The organism is Salmonella sp. SJTUF15591 (genome assembly GCF_043356435.1).
GTDB lineage: Bacteria > Pseudomonadota > Gammaproteobacteria > Enterobacterales > Enterobacteriaceae > Salmonella > Salmonella enterica.
The window spans coordinates 1-20,871 of record NZ_JBEUJO010000020.1; the positions used below are offsets into that span (position 1 = coordinate 1).

General features: G+C 50.6%; 37 protein-coding genes and 1 pseudogene. 34 read left to right on the forward strand and 4 right to left on the reverse strand.

The genetic code is table 11. The features are described from left to right. The 3 genes from tuf to bfr all read left to right on the forward strand — a co-directional run. Positions 1-1,026, forward strand: a 1,026-nt coding sequence (gene tuf, locus ABVM99_RS23675; protein WP_000296578.1) for an elongation factor Tu, incomplete at its 5' end; no start/stop codon positions are given. Between the two features lie 184 nt (positions 1,027-1,210). Next, complete coding sequence (gene bfd, locus ABVM99_RS23680; RefSeq protein WP_000289082.1) at positions 1,211-1,405, forward strand: bacterioferritin-associated ferredoxin; 195 nt, start codon at positions 1,211-1,213, stop codon at positions 1,403-1,405. A 72-nt stretch (positions 1,406-1,477) separates the two neighbouring features. Beyond that, positions 1,478-1,954, forward strand: a complete 477-nt coding sequence (gene bfr / locus ABVM99_RS23685; RefSeq protein ID WP_000675530.1) for a bacterioferritin — start codon at positions 1,478-1,480, stop codon at positions 1,952-1,954. Here bfr and hopD read toward each other — a convergent pair. Further along, a complete protein-coding gene (gene hopD, locus ABVM99_RS23690) occupies positions 1,951-2,418 on the reverse strand; it encodes an A24 family peptidase (protein ID WP_023195804.1) in 468 nt (155 codons plus the stop codon). The two genes, bfr and hopD, sit on opposite strands and share 4 nt — an antisense overlap. 379 nt (positions 2,419-2,797) lie before the next feature. Here hopD and rpsJ point away from each other — a divergent pair, with 379 nt between their 5' ends. From rpsJ to ABVM99_RS23845, 31 genes and pseudogenes are all read left to right on the forward strand, one after another. Beyond that, positions 2,798-3,109: a 30S ribosomal protein S10 gene (rpsJ, locus tag ABVM99_RS23695; RefSeq protein ID WP_001181005.1), complete on the forward strand. Its 312-nt coding sequence runs from the start codon at positions 2,798-2,800 to the stop codon at positions 3,107-3,109. 32 nt (positions 3,110-3,141) lie between these two features. Continuing rightward, complete coding sequence (rplC, locus tag ABVM99_RS23700; RefSeq protein ID WP_000579838.1) at positions 3,142-3,771, forward strand: 50S ribosomal protein L3; 630 nt, start codon at positions 3,142-3,144, stop codon at positions 3,769-3,771. 10 nt (positions 3,772-3,781) lie between these two features. Continuing rightward, positions 3,782-4,387, forward strand: coding sequence for a 50S ribosomal protein L4 (rplD, locus tag ABVM99_RS23705; RefSeq protein ID WP_000424395.1), 606 nt, complete (start codon positions 3,782-3,784; stop codon positions 4,385-4,387). Next, positions 4,384-4,686 carry a 50S ribosomal protein L23 gene (rplW, locus tag ABVM99_RS23710; protein ID WP_000617546.1) on the forward strand — a complete coding sequence of 101 codons (303 nt, stop codon included), beginning with the start codon at positions 4,384-4,386 and terminating at the stop codon, positions 4,684-4,686. The genes rplD and rplW overlap by 4 nt, the downstream gene beginning before the upstream one ends. A gap of 17 nt (positions 4,687-4,703) precedes the next feature. Continuing rightward, the gene (gene rplB / locus ABVM99_RS23715; RefSeq protein ID WP_000301869.1) at positions 4,704-5,525 is read left to right on the forward strand and encodes a 50S ribosomal protein L2; all 822 of its coding nucleotides are present in this window, start codon (positions 4,704-4,706) and stop codon (positions 5,523-5,525) included. A gap of 16 nt (positions 5,526-5,541) precedes the next feature. Next, complete coding sequence (gene rpsS / locus ABVM99_RS23720; RefSeq protein WP_001138115.1) at positions 5,542-5,820, forward strand: 30S ribosomal protein S19; 279 nt, start codon at positions 5,542-5,544, stop codon at positions 5,818-5,820. A 14-nt stretch (positions 5,821-5,834) separates the two neighbouring features. Next, positions 5,835-6,167, forward strand: coding sequence for a 50S ribosomal protein L22 (gene rplV, locus ABVM99_RS23725; RefSeq protein WP_000447529.1), 333 nt, complete (start codon positions 5,835-5,837; stop codon positions 6,165-6,167). A 17-nt stretch (positions 6,168-6,184) separates the two neighbouring features. Further along, positions 6,185-6,886, forward strand: a complete 702-nt coding sequence (gene rpsC, locus ABVM99_RS23730) for a 30S ribosomal protein S3 (protein WP_000529945.1) — start codon at positions 6,185-6,187, stop codon at positions 6,884-6,886. A gap of 12 nt (positions 6,887-6,898) precedes the next feature. Then, positions 6,899-7,309 carry a 50S ribosomal protein L16 gene (gene rplP / locus ABVM99_RS23735; protein ID WP_000941208.1) on the forward strand — a complete coding sequence of 137 codons (411 nt, stop codon included), beginning with the start codon at positions 6,899-6,901 and terminating at the stop codon, positions 7,307-7,309. Further along, the gene (gene rpmC, locus ABVM99_RS23740; RefSeq protein WP_000644742.1) at positions 7,309-7,500 is read left to right on the forward strand and encodes a 50S ribosomal protein L29; all 192 of its coding nucleotides are present in this window, start codon (positions 7,309-7,311) and stop codon (positions 7,498-7,500) included. The genes rplP and rpmC overlap by 1 nt, the downstream gene beginning before the upstream one ends. Then, a complete protein-coding gene (rpsQ, locus tag ABVM99_RS23745; protein ID WP_000130101.1) occupies positions 7,500-7,754 on the forward strand; it encodes a 30S ribosomal protein S17 in 255 nt (84 codons plus the stop codon). The genes rpmC and rpsQ overlap by 1 nt, the downstream gene beginning before the upstream one ends. A gap of 163 nt (positions 7,755-7,917) precedes the next feature. Then, entirely contained in the window at positions 7,918-8,289 is a 372-nt protein-coding gene (rplN, locus tag ABVM99_RS23750) for a 50S ribosomal protein L14 (protein WP_000613954.1), read from the forward strand. A 10-nt stretch (positions 8,290-8,299) separates the two neighbouring features. Beyond that, positions 8,300-8,614, forward strand: coding sequence for a 50S ribosomal protein L24 (rplX, locus tag ABVM99_RS23755; RefSeq protein WP_000729185.1), 315 nt, complete (start codon positions 8,300-8,302; stop codon positions 8,612-8,614). 14 nt (positions 8,615-8,628) lie between these two features. Next, positions 8,629-9,168 (forward strand): 50S ribosomal protein L5, encoded by a 540-nt coding sequence (rplE, locus tag ABVM99_RS23760; RefSeq protein ID WP_001096206.1) that lies wholly within the window; start codon positions 8,629-8,631, stop codon positions 9,166-9,168. Between the two features lie 14 nt (positions 9,169-9,182). After that, entirely contained in the window at positions 9,183-9,488 is a 306-nt protein-coding gene (gene rpsN, locus ABVM99_RS23765) for a 30S ribosomal protein S14 (RefSeq protein WP_001118932.1), read from the forward strand. Between the two features lie 33 nt (positions 9,489-9,521). Further along, positions 9,522-9,914 carry a 30S ribosomal protein S8 gene (gene rpsH, locus ABVM99_RS23770; protein WP_000062611.1) on the forward strand — a complete coding sequence of 131 codons (393 nt, stop codon included), beginning with the start codon at positions 9,522-9,524 and terminating at the stop codon, positions 9,912-9,914. 12 nt (positions 9,915-9,926) lie between these two features. Next, complete coding sequence (gene rplF / locus ABVM99_RS23775) at positions 9,927-10,460, forward strand: 50S ribosomal protein L6 (RefSeq protein WP_000091939.1); 534 nt, start codon at positions 9,927-9,929, stop codon at positions 10,458-10,460. 9 nt (positions 10,461-10,469) lie between these two features. Next, positions 10,470-10,823, forward strand: a complete 354-nt coding sequence (gene rplR / locus ABVM99_RS23780; protein WP_000358956.1) for a 50S ribosomal protein L18 — start codon at positions 10,470-10,472, stop codon at positions 10,821-10,823. A gap of 14 nt (positions 10,824-10,837) precedes the next feature. After that, entirely contained in the window at positions 10,838-11,341 is a 504-nt protein-coding gene (rpsE, locus tag ABVM99_RS23785) for a 30S ribosomal protein S5 (protein WP_000940121.1), read from the forward strand. A 3-nt stretch (positions 11,342-11,344) separates the two neighbouring features. Then, positions 11,345-11,524, forward strand: a complete 180-nt coding sequence (gene rpmD / locus ABVM99_RS23790; protein WP_001140434.1) for a 50S ribosomal protein L30 — start codon at positions 11,345-11,347, stop codon at positions 11,522-11,524. 3 nt (positions 11,525-11,527) lie between these two features. Then, entirely contained in the window at positions 11,528-11,962 is a 435-nt protein-coding gene (gene rplO / locus ABVM99_RS23795; protein WP_001238917.1) for a 50S ribosomal protein L15, read from the forward strand. Positions 11,963-11,969: 7 nt separating this feature from the next. Next, a complete protein-coding gene (secY, locus tag ABVM99_RS23800) occupies positions 11,970-13,301 on the forward strand; it encodes a preprotein translocase subunit SecY (RefSeq protein WP_001118864.1) in 1,332 nt (443 codons plus the stop codon). Between the two features lie 31 nt (positions 13,302-13,332). After that, a complete protein-coding gene (rpmJ, locus tag ABVM99_RS23805; RefSeq protein WP_000868187.1) occupies positions 13,333-13,449 on the forward strand; it encodes a 50S ribosomal protein L36 in 117 nt (38 codons plus the stop codon). Positions 13,450-13,595: 146 nt separating this feature from the next. Continuing rightward, positions 13,596-13,952, forward strand: coding sequence for a 30S ribosomal protein S13 (gene rpsM / locus ABVM99_RS23810; RefSeq protein WP_000090780.1), 357 nt, complete (start codon positions 13,596-13,598; stop codon positions 13,950-13,952). Positions 13,953-13,968: 16 nt separating this feature from the next. Continuing rightward, complete coding sequence (gene rpsK, locus ABVM99_RS23815; protein ID WP_001029758.1) at positions 13,969-14,358, forward strand: 30S ribosomal protein S11; 390 nt, start codon at positions 13,969-13,971, stop codon at positions 14,356-14,358. Positions 14,359-14,391: 33 nt separating this feature from the next. After that, entirely contained in the window at positions 14,392-15,012 is a 621-nt protein-coding gene (gene rpsD / locus ABVM99_RS23820; protein ID WP_000135226.1) for a 30S ribosomal protein S4, read from the forward strand. 25 nt (positions 15,013-15,037) lie between these two features. After that, positions 15,038-16,027 carry a DNA-directed RNA polymerase subunit alpha gene (locus ABVM99_RS23825; protein ID WP_001162094.1) on the forward strand — a complete coding sequence of 330 codons (990 nt, stop codon included), beginning with the start codon at positions 15,038-15,040 and terminating at the stop codon, positions 16,025-16,027. Between the two features lie 40 nt (positions 16,028-16,067). Further along, positions 16,068-16,451 (forward strand): 50S ribosomal protein L17, encoded by a 384-nt coding sequence (gene rplQ, locus ABVM99_RS23830; RefSeq protein WP_001216370.1) that lies wholly within the window; start codon positions 16,068-16,070, stop codon positions 16,449-16,451. Between the two features lie 107 nt (positions 16,452-16,558). Then, positions 16,559-16,927, forward strand: coding sequence for a DUF1992 domain-containing protein (locus ABVM99_RS23835; protein WP_000266515.1), 369 nt, complete (start codon positions 16,559-16,561; stop codon positions 16,925-16,927). A gap of 10 nt (positions 16,928-16,937) precedes the next feature. Next, complete coding sequence (zntR, locus tag ABVM99_RS23840) at positions 16,938-17,363, forward strand: Zn(2+)-responsive transcriptional regulator (RefSeq protein WP_023195806.1); 426 nt, start codon at positions 16,938-16,940, stop codon at positions 17,361-17,363. Between the two features lie 57 nt (positions 17,364-17,420). Next, a pseudogene (locus ABVM99_RS23845) lies at positions 17,421-17,624 on the forward strand (alternative ribosome-rescue factor A); the annotation flags it as partial. 1 nt (position 17,625) lies between these two features. Here ABVM99_RS23845 and mscL read toward each other — a convergent pair. The 3 genes from mscL to rsmB all read right to left on the reverse strand — a co-directional run bounded on the left by mscL (position 17,626) and on the right by rsmB (position 20,868). Further along, positions 17,626-18,039 carry a large-conductance mechanosensitive channel protein MscL gene (mscL, locus tag ABVM99_RS23850; protein WP_000008119.1) on the reverse strand — a complete coding sequence of 138 codons (414 nt, stop codon included), beginning with the start codon at positions 18,037-18,039 and terminating at the stop codon, positions 17,626-17,628. Positions 18,040-18,180: 141 nt separating this feature from the next. Continuing rightward, a complete protein-coding gene (gene trkA / locus ABVM99_RS23855; protein ID WP_000691374.1) occupies positions 18,181-19,557 on the reverse strand; it encodes a Trk system potassium transporter TrkA in 1,377 nt (458 codons plus the stop codon). 21 nt (positions 19,558-19,578) lie between these two features. Next, entirely contained in the window at positions 19,579-20,868 is a 1,290-nt protein-coding gene (rsmB, locus tag ABVM99_RS23860) for a 16S rRNA (cytosine(967)-C(5))-methyltransferase RsmB (protein WP_023195807.1), read from the reverse strand. Between the last annotated feature and the right edge of the window lie 3 nt (positions 20,869-20,871).

Genomic DNA, 20,871 nt, shown 5'->3' on the forward strand with positions numbered 1-20,871 from the left:
CCGGAAGAAAAAGCGCGTGGTATCACCATCAACACTTCTCACGTTGAATACGATACCCCGACCCGCCACTACGCACACGTAGACTGCCCGGGGCACGCCGACTATGTTAAAAACATGATCACCGGTGCTGCTCAGATGGACGGCGCGATCCTGGTTGTTGCTGCGACTGACGGCCCGATGCCGCAGACCCGTGAGCACATCCTGCTGGGTCGTCAGGTAGGCGTTCCGTACATCATCGTGTTCCTGAACAAATGCGACATGGTTGATGACGAAGAGCTGCTGGAACTGGTTGAAATGGAAGTTCGTGAACTTCTGTCTCAGTACGACTTCCCGGGCGACGACACTCCGATCGTTCGTGGTTCTGCTCTGAAAGCGCTGGAAGGCGACGCAGAGTGGGAAGCGAAAATCATCGAACTGGCTGGCTTCCTGGATTCTTACATTCCGGAACCAGAGCGTGCGATTGACAAGCCGTTCCTGCTGCCGATCGAAGACGTATTCTCCATCTCCGGTCGTGGTACCGTTGTTACCGGTCGTGTAGAACGCGGTATCATCAAAGTGGGCGAAGAAGTTGAAATCGTTGGTATCAAAGAGACTCAGAAGTCTACCTGTACTGGCGTTGAAATGTTCCGCAAACTGCTGGACGAAGGCCGTGCCGGTGAGAACGTAGGTGTTCTGCTGCGTGGTATCAAACGTGAAGAAATCGAACGTGGTCAGGTACTGGCTAAGCCGGGCACCATCAAGCCGCACACCAAGTTCGAATCTGAAGTGTACATTCTGTCCAAAGATGAAGGCGGCCGTCATACTCCGTTCTTCAAAGGCTACCGTCCGCAGTTCTACTTCCGTACTACTGACGTGACTGGCACCATCGAACTGCCGGAAGGCGTAGAGATGGTAATGCCGGGCGACAACATCAAAATGGTTGTTACCCTGATCCACCCGATCGCGATGGACGACGGTCTGCGTTTCGCAATCCGTGAAGGCGGCCGTACCGTTGGCGCGGGCGTTGTTGCTAAAGTTCTCGGCTAATTACTCGTTAATTAGTTTTGAATTGAAGAGGGCGCTTCGGCGCCCTTTTTGTTGCCTGCTATTTAGCCGCTGTTATATTTATTCACCCTTTTTAACGCTTCTCCCGTGGCGTAAATCGCTTTGTGCTATTGTAATCATAACCATTCTCATTTACACTTTGTGCGGAAATTGAACGGGAGCGATCATGTACGTTTGTTTGTGTAATGGTATAAGCGATAAAAAAATCCGCCAGGCTGTACGACAATTTCATCCACAGTCATTTCAACAGTTGCGTAAATTTATTCCTGTGGGAAATCAATGTGGTAAGTGTATTCGCGCCGCGCGAGAAGTGATGCAGGATGAGTTAACGCAAATGCCGGAATTTAAAGAGATCGCCTGAGTCACACTCTTTTTTTTGACATCCCTGTAGCCCCATCTACGCTCTAGAGAGTGGAAGCGGAGGGACTATAAAATGAAAGGTGATGTTAAAATCATAAATTATCTCAATAAACTATTGGGAAATGAGCTTGTCGCAATTAATCAGTATTTTCTTCATGCCCGTATGTTCAAAAACTGGGGCCTGACCCGGCTTAATGATGTTGAGTACCATGAATCCATTGATGAGATGAAACACGCCGATAAGTATATTGAGCGTATTTTATTTCTGGAAGGCATACCGAACCTACAGGATCTGGGCAAGCTGGGCATCGGTGAAGATGTCGAAGAGATGCTACGATCGGATCTCCGACTCGAACTGGAAGGCGCAAAAGATCTACGTGAGGCAATAGCCTATGCCGATAGCGTTCATGATTATGTCAGCCGGGATATGATGATTGAAATTCTTGCCGACGAGGAAGGCCACATCGACTGGCTGGAAACTGAGCTGGATTTGATTGCCAAACTTGGTATGCAAAATTATCTGCAATCACAAATTAAGGTTACCGATTAACCGTCTGGAAAGAAAACTTTCCAACCTGTTATGAAACCCGCCACCGCCAGCCATGGCCCAAAAGGTAGCGGGTTTATTAATGCCGATTTACCTCTCACCAGTAGCGCGACGCCAAACCTGCCACAGGCCAACATGGCGGCAAGGAAAACCAGTAACGGCAGTGTTTCCCAACAATGCCACGCCCCTAAGGCAGCGAGGTACTTGACGTCGCCATATCCAAGCCCCTCTTTCTGATAACGCAGGCGATAGCCCCAGTAAATTAACGCGAATCCGCCATAGCCGGCGATAGCGCCCCAAAGCGCATCCGGTAAACGCTCCGGCAGGCAAATCTGGTGATAAAGCAGACCACCCCACAGTAATGGACAGGTAAACCGGTCAGGCAGCAGACCGGTACGCGCGTCGTATATGCCAAGTAATAAAGAGAACGACGCATAAAAAATGAGAAAGGGGAAAGCAACAAACATAAGCAAATCCTCGTCAAGGTTTGTGCTCACCTTTATAGATTTATGCGACAGCGACAACGACGTATTGCCAGGTTTGCCTGATGCCTTCCAAAGAAAAGATGCGCGTCGCCACCCCATGCGTACCATCTGGAATCGTGCTCGCATAAGAATAAAGCGCTTAATTTCTATCCGACACTTGCGTCAGGCTGAGATTTACGTATAATGCGCGGGCTTGTCGTAATTGACGGCAGGTTCGATTTGAACCTCGAATAGCCGATTTGGCTATTTAACAATGCTCCCAATCGGGGAGCTACGTAAGAACGGTTACACTCTCCCATCAATCGTAATGGGTGTGAGGAGTAATCATTTTCGTTTATAAAATAATTGGAGCTCTGGTCTCATGCAGAACCAAAGAATCCGTATCCGCCTGAAAGCGTTTGATCATCGTCTGATCGATCAATCAACCGCGGAAATCGTCGAGACTGCCAAGCGCACTGGTGCGCAGGTTCGCGGTCCGATCCCGCTGCCGACCCGCAAAGAGCGCTTTACCGTTCTGATCTCTCCGCACGTTAACAAAGATGCGCGCGATCAGTACGAAATTCGCACTCACAAGCGTCTGGTTGACATCGTTGAGCCAACCGAGAAAACCGTTGATGCTCTGATGCGTCTGGACCTGGCTGCCGGTGTAGACGTGCAGATCAGCCTGGGTTAATCAGGTCATCGAGCGATTGAGAGGTTGATACAATGATTGGTTTAGTCGGTAAAAAAGTGGGTATGACCCGCATCTTCACTGAAGATGGCGTCTCTATCCCAGTAACCGTAATCGAAGTTGAAGCAAACCGTGTTACTCAGGTTAAAGACCTGGCTAACGATGGCTACCGCGCTGTTCAGGTTACTACGGGTGCTAAAAAAGCTAACCGTGTCACCAAGCCGGAAGCGGGTCACTTTGCTAAAGCTGGCGTAGAAGCTGGCCGTGGTCTGTGGGAATTCCGTCTGGCTGAAGGCGAAGAATACACCGTAGGTCAGAGCATCAGCGTTGAACTGTTTGCTGACGTTAAAAAAGTTGACGTAACCGGTACCTCTAAAGGTAAAGGTTTCGCTGGTACCGTTAAGCGCTGGAACTTCCGTACCCAGGACGCTACTCACGGTAACTCCTTGTCTCACCGCGTTCCGGGTTCTATCGGTCAGAACCAGACTCCGGGCAAAGTGTTCAAAGGCAAGAAAATGGCAGGTCAGATGGGTAATGAGCGCGTAACCGTTCAGAGCCTTGACGTAGTACGCGTTGACGCTGAGCGCAACCTGCTGCTGGTTAAGGGTGGTGTTCCGGGTGCAACCGGTTGCGACCTGATCGTTAAACCAGCTGTGAAGGCGTAAGGGGATAGCAATGGAATTAGTATTGAAAGACGCGCAGAGCGCGCTGACTGTTTCCGAAACTACCTTCGGTCGTGATTTCAACGAAGCGCTGGTTCACCAGGTTGTTGTTGCTTATGCAGCTGGTGCTCGTCAGGGTACTCGTGCTCAGAAGACTCGTGCTGAAGTAACTGGTTCCGGTAAAAAACCGTGGCGCCAGAAAGGCACTGGCCGTGCGCGTTCAGGTTCTATCAAGAGCCCGATCTGGCGTTCCGGTGGCGTGACCTTCGCTGCTCGTCCGCAGGACCACAGTCAAAAAGTTAACAAGAAGATGTACCGCGGCGCGCTGAAAAGCATCCTGTCCGAACTGGTACGTCAGGATCGTCTGATCGTTGTCGAGAAGTTCTCTGTAGAAGCGCCGAAAACTAAGCTGCTGGCACAGAAACTGAAAGACATGGCTCTGGAAGATGTGCTGATCATCACCGGTGAGCTGGACGAGAACCTGTTCCTGGCCGCACGTAACCTGCACAAGGTTGACGTACGCGATGCGACTGGTATCGACCCGGTTAGCCTGATCGCCTTCGACAAAGTCGTAATGACTGCTGATGCTGTTAAGCAAGTTGAGGAGATGCTGGCATGATTCGTGAAGAACGTCTGCTGAAGGTGCTGCGCGCACCGCACGTTTCTGAAAAAGCGTCTACTGCGATGGAAAAAACCAACACCATCGTTCTCAAAGTTGCTAAAGACGCGACCAAAGCAGAAATCAAAGCTGCTGTGCAGAAACTGTTTGAAGTCGAAGTCGAAGTCGTTAACACCCTGGTCGTTAAAGGGAAAGTTAAACGTCACGGACAGCGTATCGGTCGTCGTAGCGACTGGAAAAAAGCTTACGTCACCCTGAAAGAAGGCCAGAATCTGGACTTCGTCGGCGGCGCTGAGTAAGTCGGAGGAGTAATACAATGGCAGTTGTTAAATGTAAACCGACATCTCCGGGTCGTCGCCACGTCGTTAAAGTGGTCAACCCAGAGCTGCACAAGGGCAAACCTTTTGCTCCGCTGGTTGAAAAAAACAGCAAATCCGGTGGTCGTAACAACAATGGCCGTATCACCACTCGTCATATCGGTGGTGGTCACAAACAGGCTTATCGTATTGTTGACTTCAAACGCAACAAAGACGGTATCCCGGCAGTTGTTGAACGTCTTGAGTACGATCCGAACCGTTCCGCGAACATCGCGCTGGTTTTGTACAAAGACGGCGAACGCCGTTACATCCTGGCCCCGAAAGGCCTGAAAGCTGGCGACCAGATTCAGTCTGGCGTTGATGCTGCAATCAAAGCAGGCAACACCCTGCCGATGCGCAATATCCCGGTTGGTTCTACCGTTCATAACGTAGAAATGAAACCAGGTAAAGGCGGTCAGCTGGCACGTTCCGCTGGTACTTACGTTCAGATCGTTGCTCGCGATGGCGCTTATGTCACCCTGCGTCTGCGTTCTGGTGAAATGCGTAAAGTCGAAGCAGACTGCCGTGCAACCCTGGGCGAAGTTGGCAATGCTGAGCATATGCTGCGCGTTCTGGGTAAAGCAGGTGCTGCACGCTGGCGTGGCGTTCGTCCTACCGTTCGCGGTACTGCGATGAACCCAGTAGACCACCCACATGGTGGTGGTGAAGGTCGTAACTTTGGTAAGCACCCGGTAACTCCGTGGGGCGTTCAGACCAAAGGTAAGAAGACCCGCAGCAACAAGCGTACTGATAAATTCATCGTACGTCGCCGTAGCAAATAATTTTAGAGGATAAGCCATGCCACGTTCTCTCAAGAAAGGTCCTTTTATTGACCTGCACTTGCTGAAGAAGGTAGAGAAAGCGGTGGAAAGCGGAGACAAGAAGCCCCTGCGCACCTGGTCCCGTCGTTCAACGATCTTTCCTAACATGATCGGTTTGACCATCGCTGTCCATAATGGTCGTCAGCACGTTCCGGTATTTGTTTCCGACGAAATGGTCGGTCACAAACTGGGTGAATTCGCACCGACTCGTACTTATCGCGGCCACGCTGCTGATAAAAAAGCGAAGAAGAAATAAGGTAGGAGGAAGAGATGGAAACTATCGCTAAACATCGCCATGCTCGTTCTTCTGCTCAGAAGGTTCGCCTTGTTGCTGACCTGATTCGCGGTAAGAAAGTGTCGCAGGCTCTGGATATTTTGACCTACACCAACAAGAAAGCGGCTGTACTGGTCAAGAAAGTTCTGGAATCTGCCATTGCTAACGCTGAACACAACGATGGCGCTGACATTGACGATCTGAAAGTTACGAAAATTTTCGTAGACGAAGGCCCGAGCATGAAGCGCATTATGCCGCGTGCAAAAGGTCGTGCAGATCGCATCCTGAAGCGCACCAGCCACATCACTGTGGTTGTGTCCGATCGCTGAGACTCTGGAGACTAGCAATGGGTCAGAAAGTACATCCTAATGGTATTCGCCTGGGTATTGTAAAACCATGGAACTCTACCTGGTTTGCGAACACCAAAGAATTCGCTGACAACCTGGACAGCGATTTTAAAGTACGTCAGTACCTGACGAAGGAACTGGCTAAAGCGTCTGTATCTCGTATCGTTATCGAGCGTCCGGCTAAGAGCATCCGTGTGACTATTCACACCGCTCGCCCGGGTATCGTTATCGGTAAAAAAGGTGAAGACGTAGAAAAACTGCGTAAGGTCGTAGCGGATATCGCTGGCGTTCCTGCACAGATCAATATCGCCGAAGTTCGTAAACCTGAACTGGACGCTAAACTGGTTGCTGACAGCATCACTTCTCAGCTGGAACGTCGCGTTATGTTCCGTCGTGCGATGAAGCGTGCTGTACAGAACGCCATGCGTCTGGGCGCTAAAGGTATCAAAGTTGAAGTTAGCGGCCGTCTGGGCGGCGCGGAAATCGCACGTACCGAATGGTACCGCGAAGGTCGCGTACCTCTGCACACTCTGCGTGCTGACATCGACTACAACACCTCTGAAGCGCACACCACTTATGGTGTAATCGGCGTTAAAGTGTGGATCTTCAAAGGCGAGATCCTGGGTGGTATGGCTGCTGTTGAACAACCGGAAAAACCGGCTGCTCAACCGAAAAAGCAGCAGCGTAAAGGCCGTAAATAAGGAGCGTCGCTGATGTTACAACCAAAGCGTACAAAATTCCGTAAAATGCACAAAGGCCGCAACCGTGGTCTGGCTGCAGGCGCGGATGTTAGCTTCGGCAGCTTCGGCCTGAAAGCTGTTGGCCGTGGTCGTCTGACTGCCCGTCAGATCGAAGCAGCACGTCGTGCTATGACCCGTGCAGTTAAGCGTCAAGGTAAGATCTGGATCCGTGTATTCCCGGACAAACCGATCACTGAAAAGCCGCTGGCAGTGCGTATGGGTAAAGGTAAAGGTAACGTGGAGTATTGGGTTGCCTTGATTCAGCCGGGTAAAGTCCTGTATGAAATGGACGGCGTACCGGAAGAGCTGGCCCGTGAAGCATTCAAGCTGGCAGCAGCGAAACTGCCGATTAAAACCACCTTTGTAACTAAGACGGTGATGTAATGAAAGCAAAAGAGCTGCGTGAGAAGAGCGTTGAAGAGCTGAACACCGAGCTACTGAACCTGCTGCGTGAGCAGTTCAACCTGCGTATGCAGGCTGCAAGTGGCCAGCTGCAACAGTCTCACCTGTTGAAGCAAGTGCGTCGTGATGTCGCACGCGTTAAGACTTTACTGACTGAGAAGGCGGGTGCGTAATGACCGATAAAATCCGTACTCTGCAAGGTCGCGTGGTTAGCGACAAAATGGAGAAATCCATTGTTGTTGCTATCGAACGTTTTGTGAAACACCCGATCTACGGTAAATTCATCAAGCGTACGACCAAAATGCACGTACATGACGAGAACAACGAATGCGGTATCGGCGACGTGGTTGAAATCCGCGAATGCCGTCCGCTGTCCAAGACCAAATCCTGGACTCTGGTTCGCGTTGTAGAGAAAGCGGTTCTGTAATACAGTACGCATTCTCAACGAATAAACGGCTCAGCGATGGGCCGTTTATTTTTTCTACCCATATCTGATTTGCGGTGTTATAATGCCGCGCCCTCGATATGGGGTTTTTTTAACGACCTGATTTTCGGGTCTCAGTAGTAGTTGACATTAGCGGAGCACTAAAATGATCCAAGAACAGACTATGCTGAACGTCGCCGACAACTCCGGTGCACGTCGCGTAATGTGTATCAAGGTTCTGGGTGGCTCGCACCGTCGCTACGCAGGCGTAGGCGACATCATTAAGATCACCATCAAAGAAGCGATTCCGCGTGGTAAGGTCAAAAAAGGTGATGTGCTGAAGGCGGTAGTGGTGCGCACCAAGAAGGGTGTTCGTCGCCCGGACGGTTCTGTCATTCGCTTCGATGGTAATGCATGCGTTATTTTAAACAATAACAGCGAGCAGCCTATCGGTACGCGTATTTTTGGGCCGGTAACTCGTGAACTTCGTAACGAGAAGTTCATGAAAATTATCTCTCTGGCACCAGAAGTACTCTAAGGAGCGAATCATGGCAGCGAAAATCCGTCGTGATGACGAAGTTATCGTGTTAACCGGTAAAGATAAAGGTAAACGCGGTAAAGTTAAGAATGTCCTGTCTTCCGGCAAGGTCATTGTTGAAGGTATCAACCTGGTTAAGAAACACCAGAAGCCGGTTCCGGCTCTGAACCAACCGGGCGGCATCGTTGAAAAAGAAGCTGCAATTCAGGTTTCTAACGTTGCAATCTTCAATGCGGCAACCGGCAAGGCTGACCGTGTAGGCTTTAGATTCGAAGACGGCAAAAAAGTCCGTTTCTTCAAGTCTAACAGCGAAACTATCAAGTAATTTGGAGTAGTACGATGGCGAAACTGCATGATTACTACAAAGACGAAGTAGTTAACAAACTCATGACTGAGTTTAACTACAATTCTGTCATGCAAGTCCCTCGGGTCGAGAAGATCACCCTGAACATGGGTGTTGGTGAAGCGATCGCTGACAAGAAACTGCTGGATAACGCAGCAGCAGACCTGACAGCAATCTCCGGTCAAAAACCGTTGATCACCAAAGCACGCAAATCTGTTGCAGGCTTCAAAATCCGTCAGGGCTATCCGATCGGCTGTAAAGTAACTCTGCGTGGCGAACGCATGTGGGAGTTCTTTGAGCGCCTGATCACTATTGCTGTTCCTCGTATCCGTGACTTCCGTGGCTTGTCCGCTAAGTCATTCGACGGTCGTGGTAACTACAGCATGGGTGTCCGTGAGCAGATCATCTTCCCAGAAATCGACTACGATAAAGTCGACCGCGTTCGTGGTTTGGATATTACCATTACCACTACTGCGAAATCTGACGAAGAAGGCCGTGCTCTGCTGGCTGCCTTTGACTTCCCGTTCCGCAAGTAAGGTAGGGTTACTAAATGGCTAAGCAATCAATGAAAGCACGCGAAGTAAAACGCGTAGCTTTAGCTGATAAATACTTCGCGAAACGCGCTGAACTGAAAGCGATCATCTCTGATGTGAACGCAACCGACGAAGATCGTTGGAATGCGGTTCTTAAGCTGCAGACTCTGCCGCGTGATTCCAGCCCGTCACGTCAGCGTAACCGCTGCCGTCAAACTGGTCGTCCGCACGCTTTCCTGCGGAAGTTCGGGTTGAGCCGTATTAAGGTCCGTGAAGCCGCTATGCGCGGTGAAATTCCGGGTCTGAAAAAGGCTAGCTGGTAATTGTCACCAATTGAATCACGGGAGTAAAGACAGATGAGCATGCAAGATCCGATCGCGGATATGCTGACCCGTATCCGTAACGGTCAGGCCGCGAACAAAGCTGCGGTCACCATGCCTTCCTCCAAGCTGAAAGTGGCAATTGCCAACGTGCTGAAGGAAGAAGGTTTTATTGAAGATTTTAAAGTTGAAGGCGACACCAAGCCGGAACTGGAACTGACTCTTAAGTATTTCCAGGGTAAAGCTGTTGTAGAAAGCATTCAGCGTGTCAGCCGCCCAGGCCTGCGCATCTACAAACGTAAAGATGAGCTGCCGAAAGTTATGGCCGGTCTGGGTATCGCAGTTGTTTCTACCTCTAAAGGTGTTATGACTGATCGTGCAGCGCGCCAGGCTGGTCTTGGTGGCGAAATTATCTGCTACGTAGCCTAATCGGAGGAAAAAATGTCTCGTGTTGCTAAAGCACCGGTCGTTGTTCCTGCCGGCGTTGATGTCAAAATCAACGGTCAGGTTATTACGATCAAAGGTAAAAACGGCGAGCTGACTCGTACTCTCAACGATGCTGTTGAAGTTAAACATGCAGATAATGCACTGACCTTCGGTCCGCGTGATGGTTACGCAGACGGTTGGGCACAGGCTGGTACCGCGCGTGCCCTGCTGAACTCAATGGTTATCGGTGTTACCGAAGGCTTCACTAAGAAGCTGCAGCTGGTTGGTGTAGGTTATCGTGCAGCGGTTAAAGGGAATGTAGTAAACCTGTCTTTAGGTTTCTCTCACCCGGTTGACCATCAGCTGCCGGCAGGTATCACTGCTGAATGTCCGACTCAAACTGAAATCGTGCTGAAAGGCGCTGATAAGCAGGTGATCGGCCAGGTTGCAGCAGATCTGCGCGCCTACCGTCGTCCTGAGCCTTACAAAGGCAAGGGTGTTCGTTACGCCGACGAAGTCGTGCGTACCAAAGAGGCTAAGAAGAAGTAAGGTAACACTATGGATAAGAAATCTGCTCGTATCCGTCGTGCGACCCGCGCACGCCGCAAGCTCAAAGAGCTGGGCGCAACTCGCCTGGTGGTACATCGTACCCCGCGTCATATTTACGCACAGGTAATTGCACCGAACGGTTCTGAAGTTCTGGTAGCTGCTTCTACTGTAGAAAAAGCTATCGCTGAACAACTGAAGTACACCGGTAACAAAGACGCGGCTGCAGCTGTGGGTAAAGCTGTCGCTGAACGCGCTCTGGAAAAAGGCATCAAAGATGTGTCCTTTGACCGTTCCGGGTTCCAATATCATGGTCGTGTCCAGGCACTGGCAGATGCTGCCCGTGAAGCTGGCCTTCAGTTCTAAGGTAGAGGTGTAAGATGGCTCACATCGAAAAACAAGCTGGCGAACTGCAGGAAAAGCTGATCGCGGTAAACCGCGTATCTAAAACCGTTAAAGGTGGTCGTATTTTCTCCTTCACAGCTCTGACTGTAGTAGGCGATGGTAACGGTCGCGTAGGTTTTGGTTACGGTAAAGCGCGTGAAGTTCCAGCAGCGATCCAGAAAGCGATGGAAAAAGCCCGTCGCAATATGATTAACGTCGCGCTGAACAACGGCACCCTGCAGCACCCGGTTAAAGGTGTCCACACGGGGTCTCGTGTATTCATGCAGCCAGCTTCCGAAGGTACCGGTATCATCGCCGGTGGTGCAATGCGCGCCGTTCTGGAAGTTGCTGGGGTTCATAACGTTCTGGCTAAAGCATACGGTTCCACCAACCCGATCAACGTGGTTCGTGCAACTATTGATGGCCTGGAAAATATGAATTCTCCAGAAATGGTCGCTGCCAAGCGTGGTAAATCCGTTGAAGAAATTCTGGGGAAATAAACCATGGCAAAGACTATTAAAATTACTCAAACCCGCAGTGCAATCGGTCGTCTGCCGAAACACAAGGCAACGCTGCTTGGCCTGGGTCTGCGTCGTATTGGCCACACCGTAGAGCGCGAGGATACTCCTGCTGTTCGTGGTATGGTCAACGCGGTTTCCTTCATGGTTAAAGTTGAGGAGTAAGAGATGCGTTTAAATACTCTGTCTCCGGCCGAAGGCTCCAAAAAGGCGGGTAAACGCCTGGGTCGTGGTATCGGTTCTGGCCTCGGTAAAACCGGTGGTCGTGGTCACAAAGGTCAGAAGTCTCGTTCTGGCGGTGGCGTACGTCGCGGTTTCGAGGGTGGTCAGATGCCTCTGTACCGTCGTCTGCCGAAATTCGGCTTCACTTCTCGCAAAGCAGCGATTACAGCCGAAGTTCGTCTGTCTGACCTGGCGAAAGTAGAAGGCGGCGTTGTAGACCTGAACACGCTGAAAGCGGCAAACATTATCGGTATCCAGATCGAGTTCGCGAAAGTGATCCTGGCTGGCGAAGTCACTACTCCGGTAACTGTTCGTGGCCTGCGTGTTACTAAAGGCGCTCGTGCTGCTATCGAAGCTGCTGGCGGTAAAATCGAGGAATAAGTAGCAGATGGCTAAACAACCGGGATTAGATTTTCAAAGTGCCAAAGGTGGCTTAGGTGAGCTGAAACGCAGACTGCTGTTTGTTATCGGCGCGCTGATTGTGTTCCGTATTGGCTCTTTTATTCCGATCCCTGGTATTGATGCCGCTGTACTTGCCAAACTGCTTGAGCAACAGCGAGGCACCATCATTGAAATGTTTAACATGTTCTCTGGTGGTGCTCTCAGCCGTGCTTCTATCTTTGCCCTGGGGATCATGCCGTATATTTCGGCGTCGATCATTATCCAGCTGTTGACGGTGGTTCATCCAACGCTCGCAGAAATTAAGAAAGAAGGGGAGTCTGGTCGTCGTAAGATCAGCCAGTACACCCGTTACGGTACTCTGGTACTGGCGATATTCCAGTCGATCGGTATTGCTACCGGTTTGCCGAATATGCCTGGTATGCAGGGCCTGGTGATGAATCCAGGCTTTGCATTCTATTTCACCGCTGTTGTAAGTCTGGTTACAGGGACGATGTTCCTGATGTGGCTCGGCGAACAGATTACTGAGCGCGGTATCGGTAACGGTATCTCAATCATCATCTTCGCTGGTATCGTTGCGGGACTCCCGCCAGCCATTGCCCATACTATCGAGCAAGCGCGTCAAGGCGACCTGCACTTCCTCGTGTTGCTGTTGGTTGCAGTATTAGTATTTGCAGTGACGTTCTTTGTAGTATTCGTTGAACGTGGTCAACGCCGTATTGTGGTAAACTACGCCAAACGTCAGCAAGGTCGTCGTGTCTATGCTGCACAGAGCACACATTTACCGCTGAAAGTGAATATGGCGGGGGTAATCCCGGCAATCTTCGCTTCCAGTATTATTCTGTTCCCGGCGACCATCGCGTCATGGTTCGGGGGCGGTACTGGTTGGAACTGGCTGACAACAATTTCGCTGTATTTGCAGCCTGGGCAACCGCTTTATGTGTTACTCTATGCGTCTGCAATCATCTTCTTCTGTTTCTTCTACACGGCGTTGGTTTTCAACCCGCGTGAAACAGCAGATAACCTGAAGAAGTCCGGTGCATTTGTACCAGGAATTCGTCCGGGAGAGCAAACGGCGAAGTATATCGATAAAGTAATGACCCGCCTGACCCTGGTTGGTGCGCTGTATATTACCTTTATCTGCCTGATCCCGGAGTTCATGCGTGATGCAATGAAAGTGCCGTTCTACTTCGGTGGGACCTCACTGCTTATCGTTGTTGTCGTGATTATGGACTTTATGGCTCAAGTGCAAACTCTGATGATGTCCAGTCAGTATGAGTCTGCATTGAAGAAGGCGAACCTGAAAGGCTACGGCCGTTAATTGGTCGCCTGAGAAGTTACGGAGAGTAAAAATGAAAGTTCGTGCTTCCGTCAAGAAATTATGCCGTAACTGCAAAATCGTTAAGCGTGATGGTGTCATCCGTGTGATTTGCAGTGCCGAGCCGAAGCATAAACAGCGCCAAGGCTGATTTTTTCGCATATTTTTCTTGCAAAGTTGGGTTGAGCTGGCTAGATTAGCCAGCCAATCTTTTGTATGTCTGTACGTTTCCATTTGAGTATCCTGAAAACGGGCTTTTCAGCATGGTACGTACATATTAAATAGTAGGAGTGCATAGTGGCCCGTATAGCAGGCATTAACATTCCTGATCAGAAACACGCCGTGATCGCGTTAACTTCGATCTACGGTGTCGGCAAGACCCGTTCTAAAGCCATCCTGGCTGCAGCGGGTATCGCTGAAAATGTTAAGATCAGTGAGCTGTCTGAAGAACAAATCGACACGCTGCGTGACGAAGTTGCCAAATTTGTCGTTGAAGGTGATCTGCGCCGTGAAATCAGCATGAGCATCAAGCGCCTGATGGATCTTGGTTGCTATCGCGGTTTGCGTCATCGTCGTGGTCTCCCGGTTCGCGGTCAGCGTACCAAGACCAACGCTCGTACCCGTAAGGGTCCGCGCAAACCGATCAAGAAATAATCGGGGTGATTGAATAATGGCAAAGGCACCAGTTCGCGCACGTAAACGTGTAAGAAAACAAGTCTCTGACGGCGTGGCTCATATCCATGCTTCTTTCAACAACACCATCGTGACTATTACCGATCGTCAGGGTAATGCGCTGGGTTGGGCAACAGCCGGTGGTTCCGGTTTCCGTGGTTCTCGCAAATCCACTCCGTTTGCAGCTCAGGTTGCAGCAGAGCGTTGCGCTGACGCCGTGAAAGAATACGGTATCAAGAATCTGGAAGTTATGGTTAAAGGTCCGGGTCCAGGCCGCGAATCTACTATTCGTGCTCTGAACGCCGCTGGTTTCCGCATCACTAATATTACTGATGTGACTCCGATCCCTCATAACGGTTGTCGTCCGCCGAAAAAACGTCGCGTATAACGCTTCGTTTTCCAGGTTAGTTGGAGAAAGAAAATGGCAAGATATTTGGGTCCTAAGCTCAAGCTGAGCCGTCGTGAGGGCACCGACTTATTCCTTAAGTCTGGCGTTCGCGCGATCGATACCAAGTGTAAAATTGAACAAGCTCCTGGCCAGCACGGTGCGCGTAAGCCGCGTCTGTCTGACTATGGTGTGCAGTTGCGTGAAAAGCAAAAAGTTCGCCGCATTTACGGTGTGCTGGAGCGTCAGTTCCGTAACTACTACAAAGAAGCAGCACGTCTGAAAGGCAACACCGGTGAAAACCTGTTGGCTCTGCTGGAAGGTCGTCTGGACAACGTTGTATACCGTATGGGCTTCGGCGCCACTCGTGCAGAAGCACGTCAGCTGGTTAGCCATAAAGCAATTATGGTAAACGGTCGTGTTGTTAACATCGCTTCTTATCAGGTTAGTCCGAATGACGTTGTTAGCATTCGTGAGAAAGCGAAGAAGCAGTCTCGCGTGAAAGCCGCTCTGGAGCTGGCTGAGCAGCGTGAAAAGCCAACCTGGCTGGAAGTTGATGCTGGCAAGATGGAAGGTACGTACAAGCGTAAGCCTGAGCGTTCTGATCTGTCTGCGGACATTAACGAACACCTGATCGTCGAGCTTTACTCCAAGTAAAGCTTAGTACCAAAGAGAGGACACAATGCAGGGTTCTGTGACAGAGTTTCTAAAACCGCGCCTGGTAGATATCGAGCAAGTGAGTTCGACGCACGCCAAGGTGACCCTTGAGCCTTTAGAGCGTGGCTTCGGCCATACTCTGGGTAACGCACTGCGCCGTATTCTGCTCTCATCGATGCCGGGTTGCGCGGTGACCGAGGTTGAGATTGATGGTGTACTACATGAGTACAGCACCAAAGAAGGCGTTCAGGAAGACATCCTGGAAATCCTGCTCAACCTGAAAGGGCTGGCGGTGAGAGTTCAGGGTAAAGATGAAGTTATTCTTACCCTGAATAAATCTGGCATTGGCCCTGTGACTGCAGCCGATATCACCCATGATGGGGATGTCGAAATCGTCAAGCCGCAGCACGTGATCTGCCACCTGACCGATGAAAACGCGTCTATTAGTATGCGTATCAAAGTTCAGCGCGGTCGTGGTTATGTGCCGGCTTCTACCCGAATTCATTCGGAAGAAGATGAGCGCCCAATCGGCCGTCTGCTGGTCGACGCCTGCTACAGCCCTGTAGAGCGTATTGCCTACAATGTTGAAGCAGCGCGTGTAGAACAGCGTACCGACCTGGACAAGCTGGTCATCGAAATGGAAACCAACGGCACAATCGATCCTGAAGAGGCGATTCGTCGTGCGGCAACCATCCTGGCTGAACAACTGGAAGCTTTCGTTGATTTACGTGATGTACGTCAACCGGAAGTGAAAGAAGAGAAACCAGAATTCGATCCGATCCTGCTGCGCCCTGTTGACGATCTGGAATTGACTGTCCGCTCTGCTAACTGCCTCAAGGCAGAAGCTATCCACTATATCGGTGATCTGGTACAGCGTACCGAGGTTGAGCTTCTTAAGACGCCTAACCTGGGTAAAAAATCTCTTACCGAGATTAAAGACGTGCTGGCTTCCCGTGGACTGTCTCTGGGTATGCGCCTGGAAAACTGGCCACCGGCAAGCATCGCTGACGAGTAACCGGATCACAGGTTAAGGTTTTACTGAGAAGGATAAGGTCATGCGCCATCGTAAGAGTGGTCGTCAACTGAACCGCAACAGCAGCCATCGCCAGGCTATGTTCCGCAACATGGCAGGTTCACTGGTTCGTCATGAAATCATCAAGACGACCCTGCCTAAAGCGAAAGAGCTGCGTCGCGTAGTTGAGCCGCTGATTACTCTTGCCAAGACTGATAGCGTTGCTAATCGTCGTCTGGCATTCGCCCGTACTCGTGATAACGAGATCGTGGCAAAACTGTTTAACGAGCTGGGCCCGCGTTTCGCGAGCCGCGCCGGTGGTTACACTCGCATTCTGAAGTGTGGCTTCCGTGCAGGCGACAACGCGCCGATGGCATACATCGAGCTGGTTGATCGTTCAGAGAAAACAGAAGCTGCTGCAGAGTAATCTGTAGTAACGTAAAAAAACCCGCTTCGGCGGGTTTTTTTATACCCTCCTGAACCCCACATATCTACAATAATTGTATTCTTTTCGTTCAATCCCTGGAGCGACGTATGTGGTTACTTGACCAGTGGGCAGAGCGTCATATTATCGAGGCACAGCGTAAAGGCGAGTTTGATAATTTGCCTGGCCGCGGCGAGCCGCTTATTCTGGATGATGATTCTCATGTGCCGGCGGAACTTCGTGCGGGTTATCGCTTACTCAAGAATGCGGGCTGTCTTCCCCCTGAACTGGAGCAGCGCAGAGACGCTATTCAGTTACTTGATATCCTCAACAGTATCCGGGAAGATGACCCTCGATACCATCAGGTTAGTCGCCAGCTCTCGCTGCTTGAACTAAAACTTCGGCAGGCTGGGTTGAGTACCGACTTTTTACACGGTGAGTATGCAGAAAAACTGCTGCATAAAATCAACGATAATTAACGGAGCTTGTATGTATCGCATTGGTGAGCTGGCAAAGCTGGCAGACGTAACGCCTGATACCATTCGCTACTATGAAAAACAGCAGATGATGGATCATGAGGTACGTACTGAAGGCGGATTTCGTCTGTATACCGAAAACGATCTGCAGCGTCTCAAGTTTATTCGTTATGCGCGGCAGTTGGGTTTCACGCTTGAGTCGATCCGCGAACTTTTATCGATCCGAATTGATCCTGAGCACCATACCTGTCAGGAGTCAAAAAGTATTGTGCAAGAGCGATTGCAGGAGGTTGAAGCCAGGATTGCGGAACTGCAAACGATGCAGCGTTCGTTACAAAGGCTTAATGATGCTTGTTGCGGAACGGCCCACAGTAGCGTCTATTGTTCCATTCTGGAAGCCCTGGAGCAGGGGGCCAGTGGGACGAAATCAGGATGTTGATTTATTGAATCGGCGGGGCTACACTCGCGCCGTTAATTTATACAATCGGGAGACATTATGAGTCGTTATCAACATAAGAAAGGGCAGATAAAGGACAATGCCATTGAGGCATTACTGCACGATCCCCTTTTCAGGCAACGCGTTGAAAAAAATAAGAAAGGCAAAGGAAGTTATCTGCGTAAAGGTAAACACGGTAATCGAGGGAACTGGGAGGCCAGTGGCAAGAAAGTAAGTGACTTTTTTACCACTGGCCTTCTGCTTATTAAGAACGGTTATTTTGTTCTTTCAGCAGATCGCGGATTTCGCCCAATAACACTTCCTCTTTAGAAGGCGCTGGCGGAGCTGCCGGCTCTTCTGCTTTTTTACGGTTGAGTCTGTTGATAAGCTTAATGGCAACAAAGATAGCAAAGGCCACAATCACAAAATCAAATACGTTCTGGATAAACACGCCGTAATGCATGACGACCGCCGGAATATCTCCCTGCGCTTCGCGTAACGTAAAAGCAAATTGTTTAAAGTCGATCCCGCCGATTAACAATCCCAACGGCGGCATAATGATATCGGCAACCAGTGAAGAAACAATCTTACCGAATGCCGCGCCAATAATGACACCCACTGCCAAATCCACAACATTCCCGCGCATCGCGAATTCGCGAAATTCTTTAATAAAACTCATTTTTATTCTCCCTATGCAGCTGACGTTATAAGTTTAACAAATGCTAAGGCATTTTCCATTTACGGCTTCTGTTTAGCGAAATAAATTAAACCTTGATAAATAAAGGGAATTAAAAAGGGCGCTGAATGAGCGCCCCTTAAATTAGAGGAAGAAAGGACTTGGCTGGAACAGACGTTCGACGTCGGTAATAAACTTTTTATCGGTCAAAAACATAATGACGTGATCGCCTTGTTCAATGCGCAAATTGTCATTAGCAATCATGACATCATTACCGCGAACGACCGCGCCAATAATGGTGCCTGGGGGCAGTTTAATTTCGTCAATGACGCGGCCAACCACGCGGGAAGTGCTTTCATCGCCGTGCGCGACGGCTTCGATGGCTTCGGCAACCCCGCGACGTAGTGAGGAAACGCCGACGATATCCGCTTTACGCACATGGCTCAGTAATGCAGAGATGGTGGCCTGCTGCGGAGAAATCGCAATATCTATAACGCTACCCTGCACAAGATCGACATAAGCTCGACGCTGAATTAGCACCATGACTTTCTTGGCGCCCATCCGCTTGGCCAACATCGCGGACATGATATTGGCTTCATCATCGTTAGTGACCGCGATAAAGAGATCGACCTGATCAATATGCTCCTCCGCCAGCAATTCCTGATCGGAAGCGTCGCCAAAAAAGACGATCGTGTTTTGCAGCTTCTCAGCCAGTTCTGCGGCGCGTTGTTGATCGCGTTCGATCAATTTAACGCTATAGTCTTTTTCCAGACGCCTTGCCAGCCCGGCGCCGATATTGCCGCCGCCCACCAGCATGATGCGCTTGTAGGGTTTTTCCAGACGCTGTAATTCGCTCATTACTGCACGGATATGCTGTGAAGCCGCAATAAAGAAGACTTCATCCCCTGCTTCCACGATAGTCGAGCCCTGAGGACGGATTGGTCTGTCATGGCGGAAAATTGCGGCAACGCGAGTATCGATATGCGGCATATGTTCTCGCATTGTCGAGAGCGCGTTACCTATTAGTGGACCACCATAGTAGGCTTTTACTACTGCCAGACTGACTTTCCCTTCAGCAAAGTTTACAACCTGTAATGCTCCCGGATACTCGATCAGGCGATAAATATTATCGATAACCAACTGCTCCGGCGCGATCAGATGATCAATCGGAACCGCTTCAGAATGAAAGAGTTTATCCGCATCGCGAACATAGTCCGGGGAGCGAATGCGGGCGATACGGTTTGGAGTGTTGAAGAGTGAATAGGCTACCTGGCAGGCAACCATATTAGTTTCATCTGAACTGGTGACAGCGACCAGCATATCCGCATCGTCAGCGCCCGCTTCGCGCAACACGCGGGGATGCGAACCATGCCCCTGAACTACGCGTAGATCGAACTTATCTTGCAAACTGCGTAACCGTTCGCCGTTGGTATCAACCACCGTGATGTCGTTGTTTTCGCCGACCAGGTTTTCCGCCAGTGTTCCGCCAACTTGCCCTGCGCCCAGTATGATAATTTTCATCAGTCGTGGCCCGTTATCTCATCACTTCTTGATTAGCTTAGCGTAAAAGAACCCATCACCTTCTTCGCCGCCCGGCAGATTTTGCTGTCCTGGCTGATCAGGTGTTCCCGTTTCGCTGAGCGCGGCATCGGGAGTGCGTTGCAAAAAGGTTTTGATCTGATCGCGGTTTTCTTCCGGCAGTACGGAACAGGTGGCGTAAACCAGCGTCCCGCCAGGCTTCAGGCGCGGCCAGACGGCATCAAGGATTTCCGCCTGTAATTGCGCCAGTTCCGCGATATCGCGATCGCGACGCAGCCATTTGATATCTGGATGACGGCGAATGACGCCGGTTGCGGAGCAGGGCGCATCCAGCAGAATACGGTCAAACTGCTGCTCGCCGCACCATTGGGCGGGATAACGTCCATCCCCTTGTTTAACTGTCGCTTTCATCCCAAGACGCTTTAGGTTGTCGTAAACGCGGGAGAGTCGTTGTTCATCAATATCAACCGCCAACACGTCTGCTTCGGGGGCCACTTCGAGAATATGCGTGGTTTTACCGCCGGGCGCGGCGCACAAGTCTAAAATGTGCTCACCGTTCTGAGGAGCGAGAAAAACCGCACATCCCTGCGCAGAGGCATCCTGGACAGTTACCCAACCCTCAGCAAAACCGGGTAAAGCATGTACCGGAGCTGGCGTTTCCAGACGTACAGCGTCGGGATAATCGGGATGGGGATATCCCTTCATGCCTGCGTCTTCAAGTAAGCCAAGCCAACCGTCGCGGGTGTGGTGTGTACGATTTACACGTAGCCACATCGGTGGACGCTGGTTATTCGCTTCAATAATGTGTTGCCACTGTGTGGGGTAAGCATTTTGCAAACGCTTTACCAGCCAACCTGGATGTAAAAAGCGCGCATCGCTGGTCGCAAACTCATTAAGCAACGTTTCCTGCTGGCGCTGGAACTGGCGCAGGACGCCGTTAATTAACCCTTTCAACTGCGGACGTTTGATGGAGACCGCGCCTTCAACGGTTTCAGCCAGCGCCGCATGGGGAGGAACGCGGGTGTACAGCAACTGATAAAAGCCGACCATAATTAAGTAATGCACTGTACGCTGCTTGTCGGTCATTGGACGAGACATCAGCTTATTGATCAGCCATTCCAGCTGTGAAAGGGTGCGCAGGACGCCAAAGCACAGCTCCTGAAGTAGCGCTTTGTCTTTATCGGCGACTTTTTGTTGCAGCGGCGGGAGCACATTACTTAATGATTGTCCCTGCTCGACGACCTGTTCAACGGCCTGTGCTGCCAGACTACGTAAATTGTTTTGTTTTTTCATATG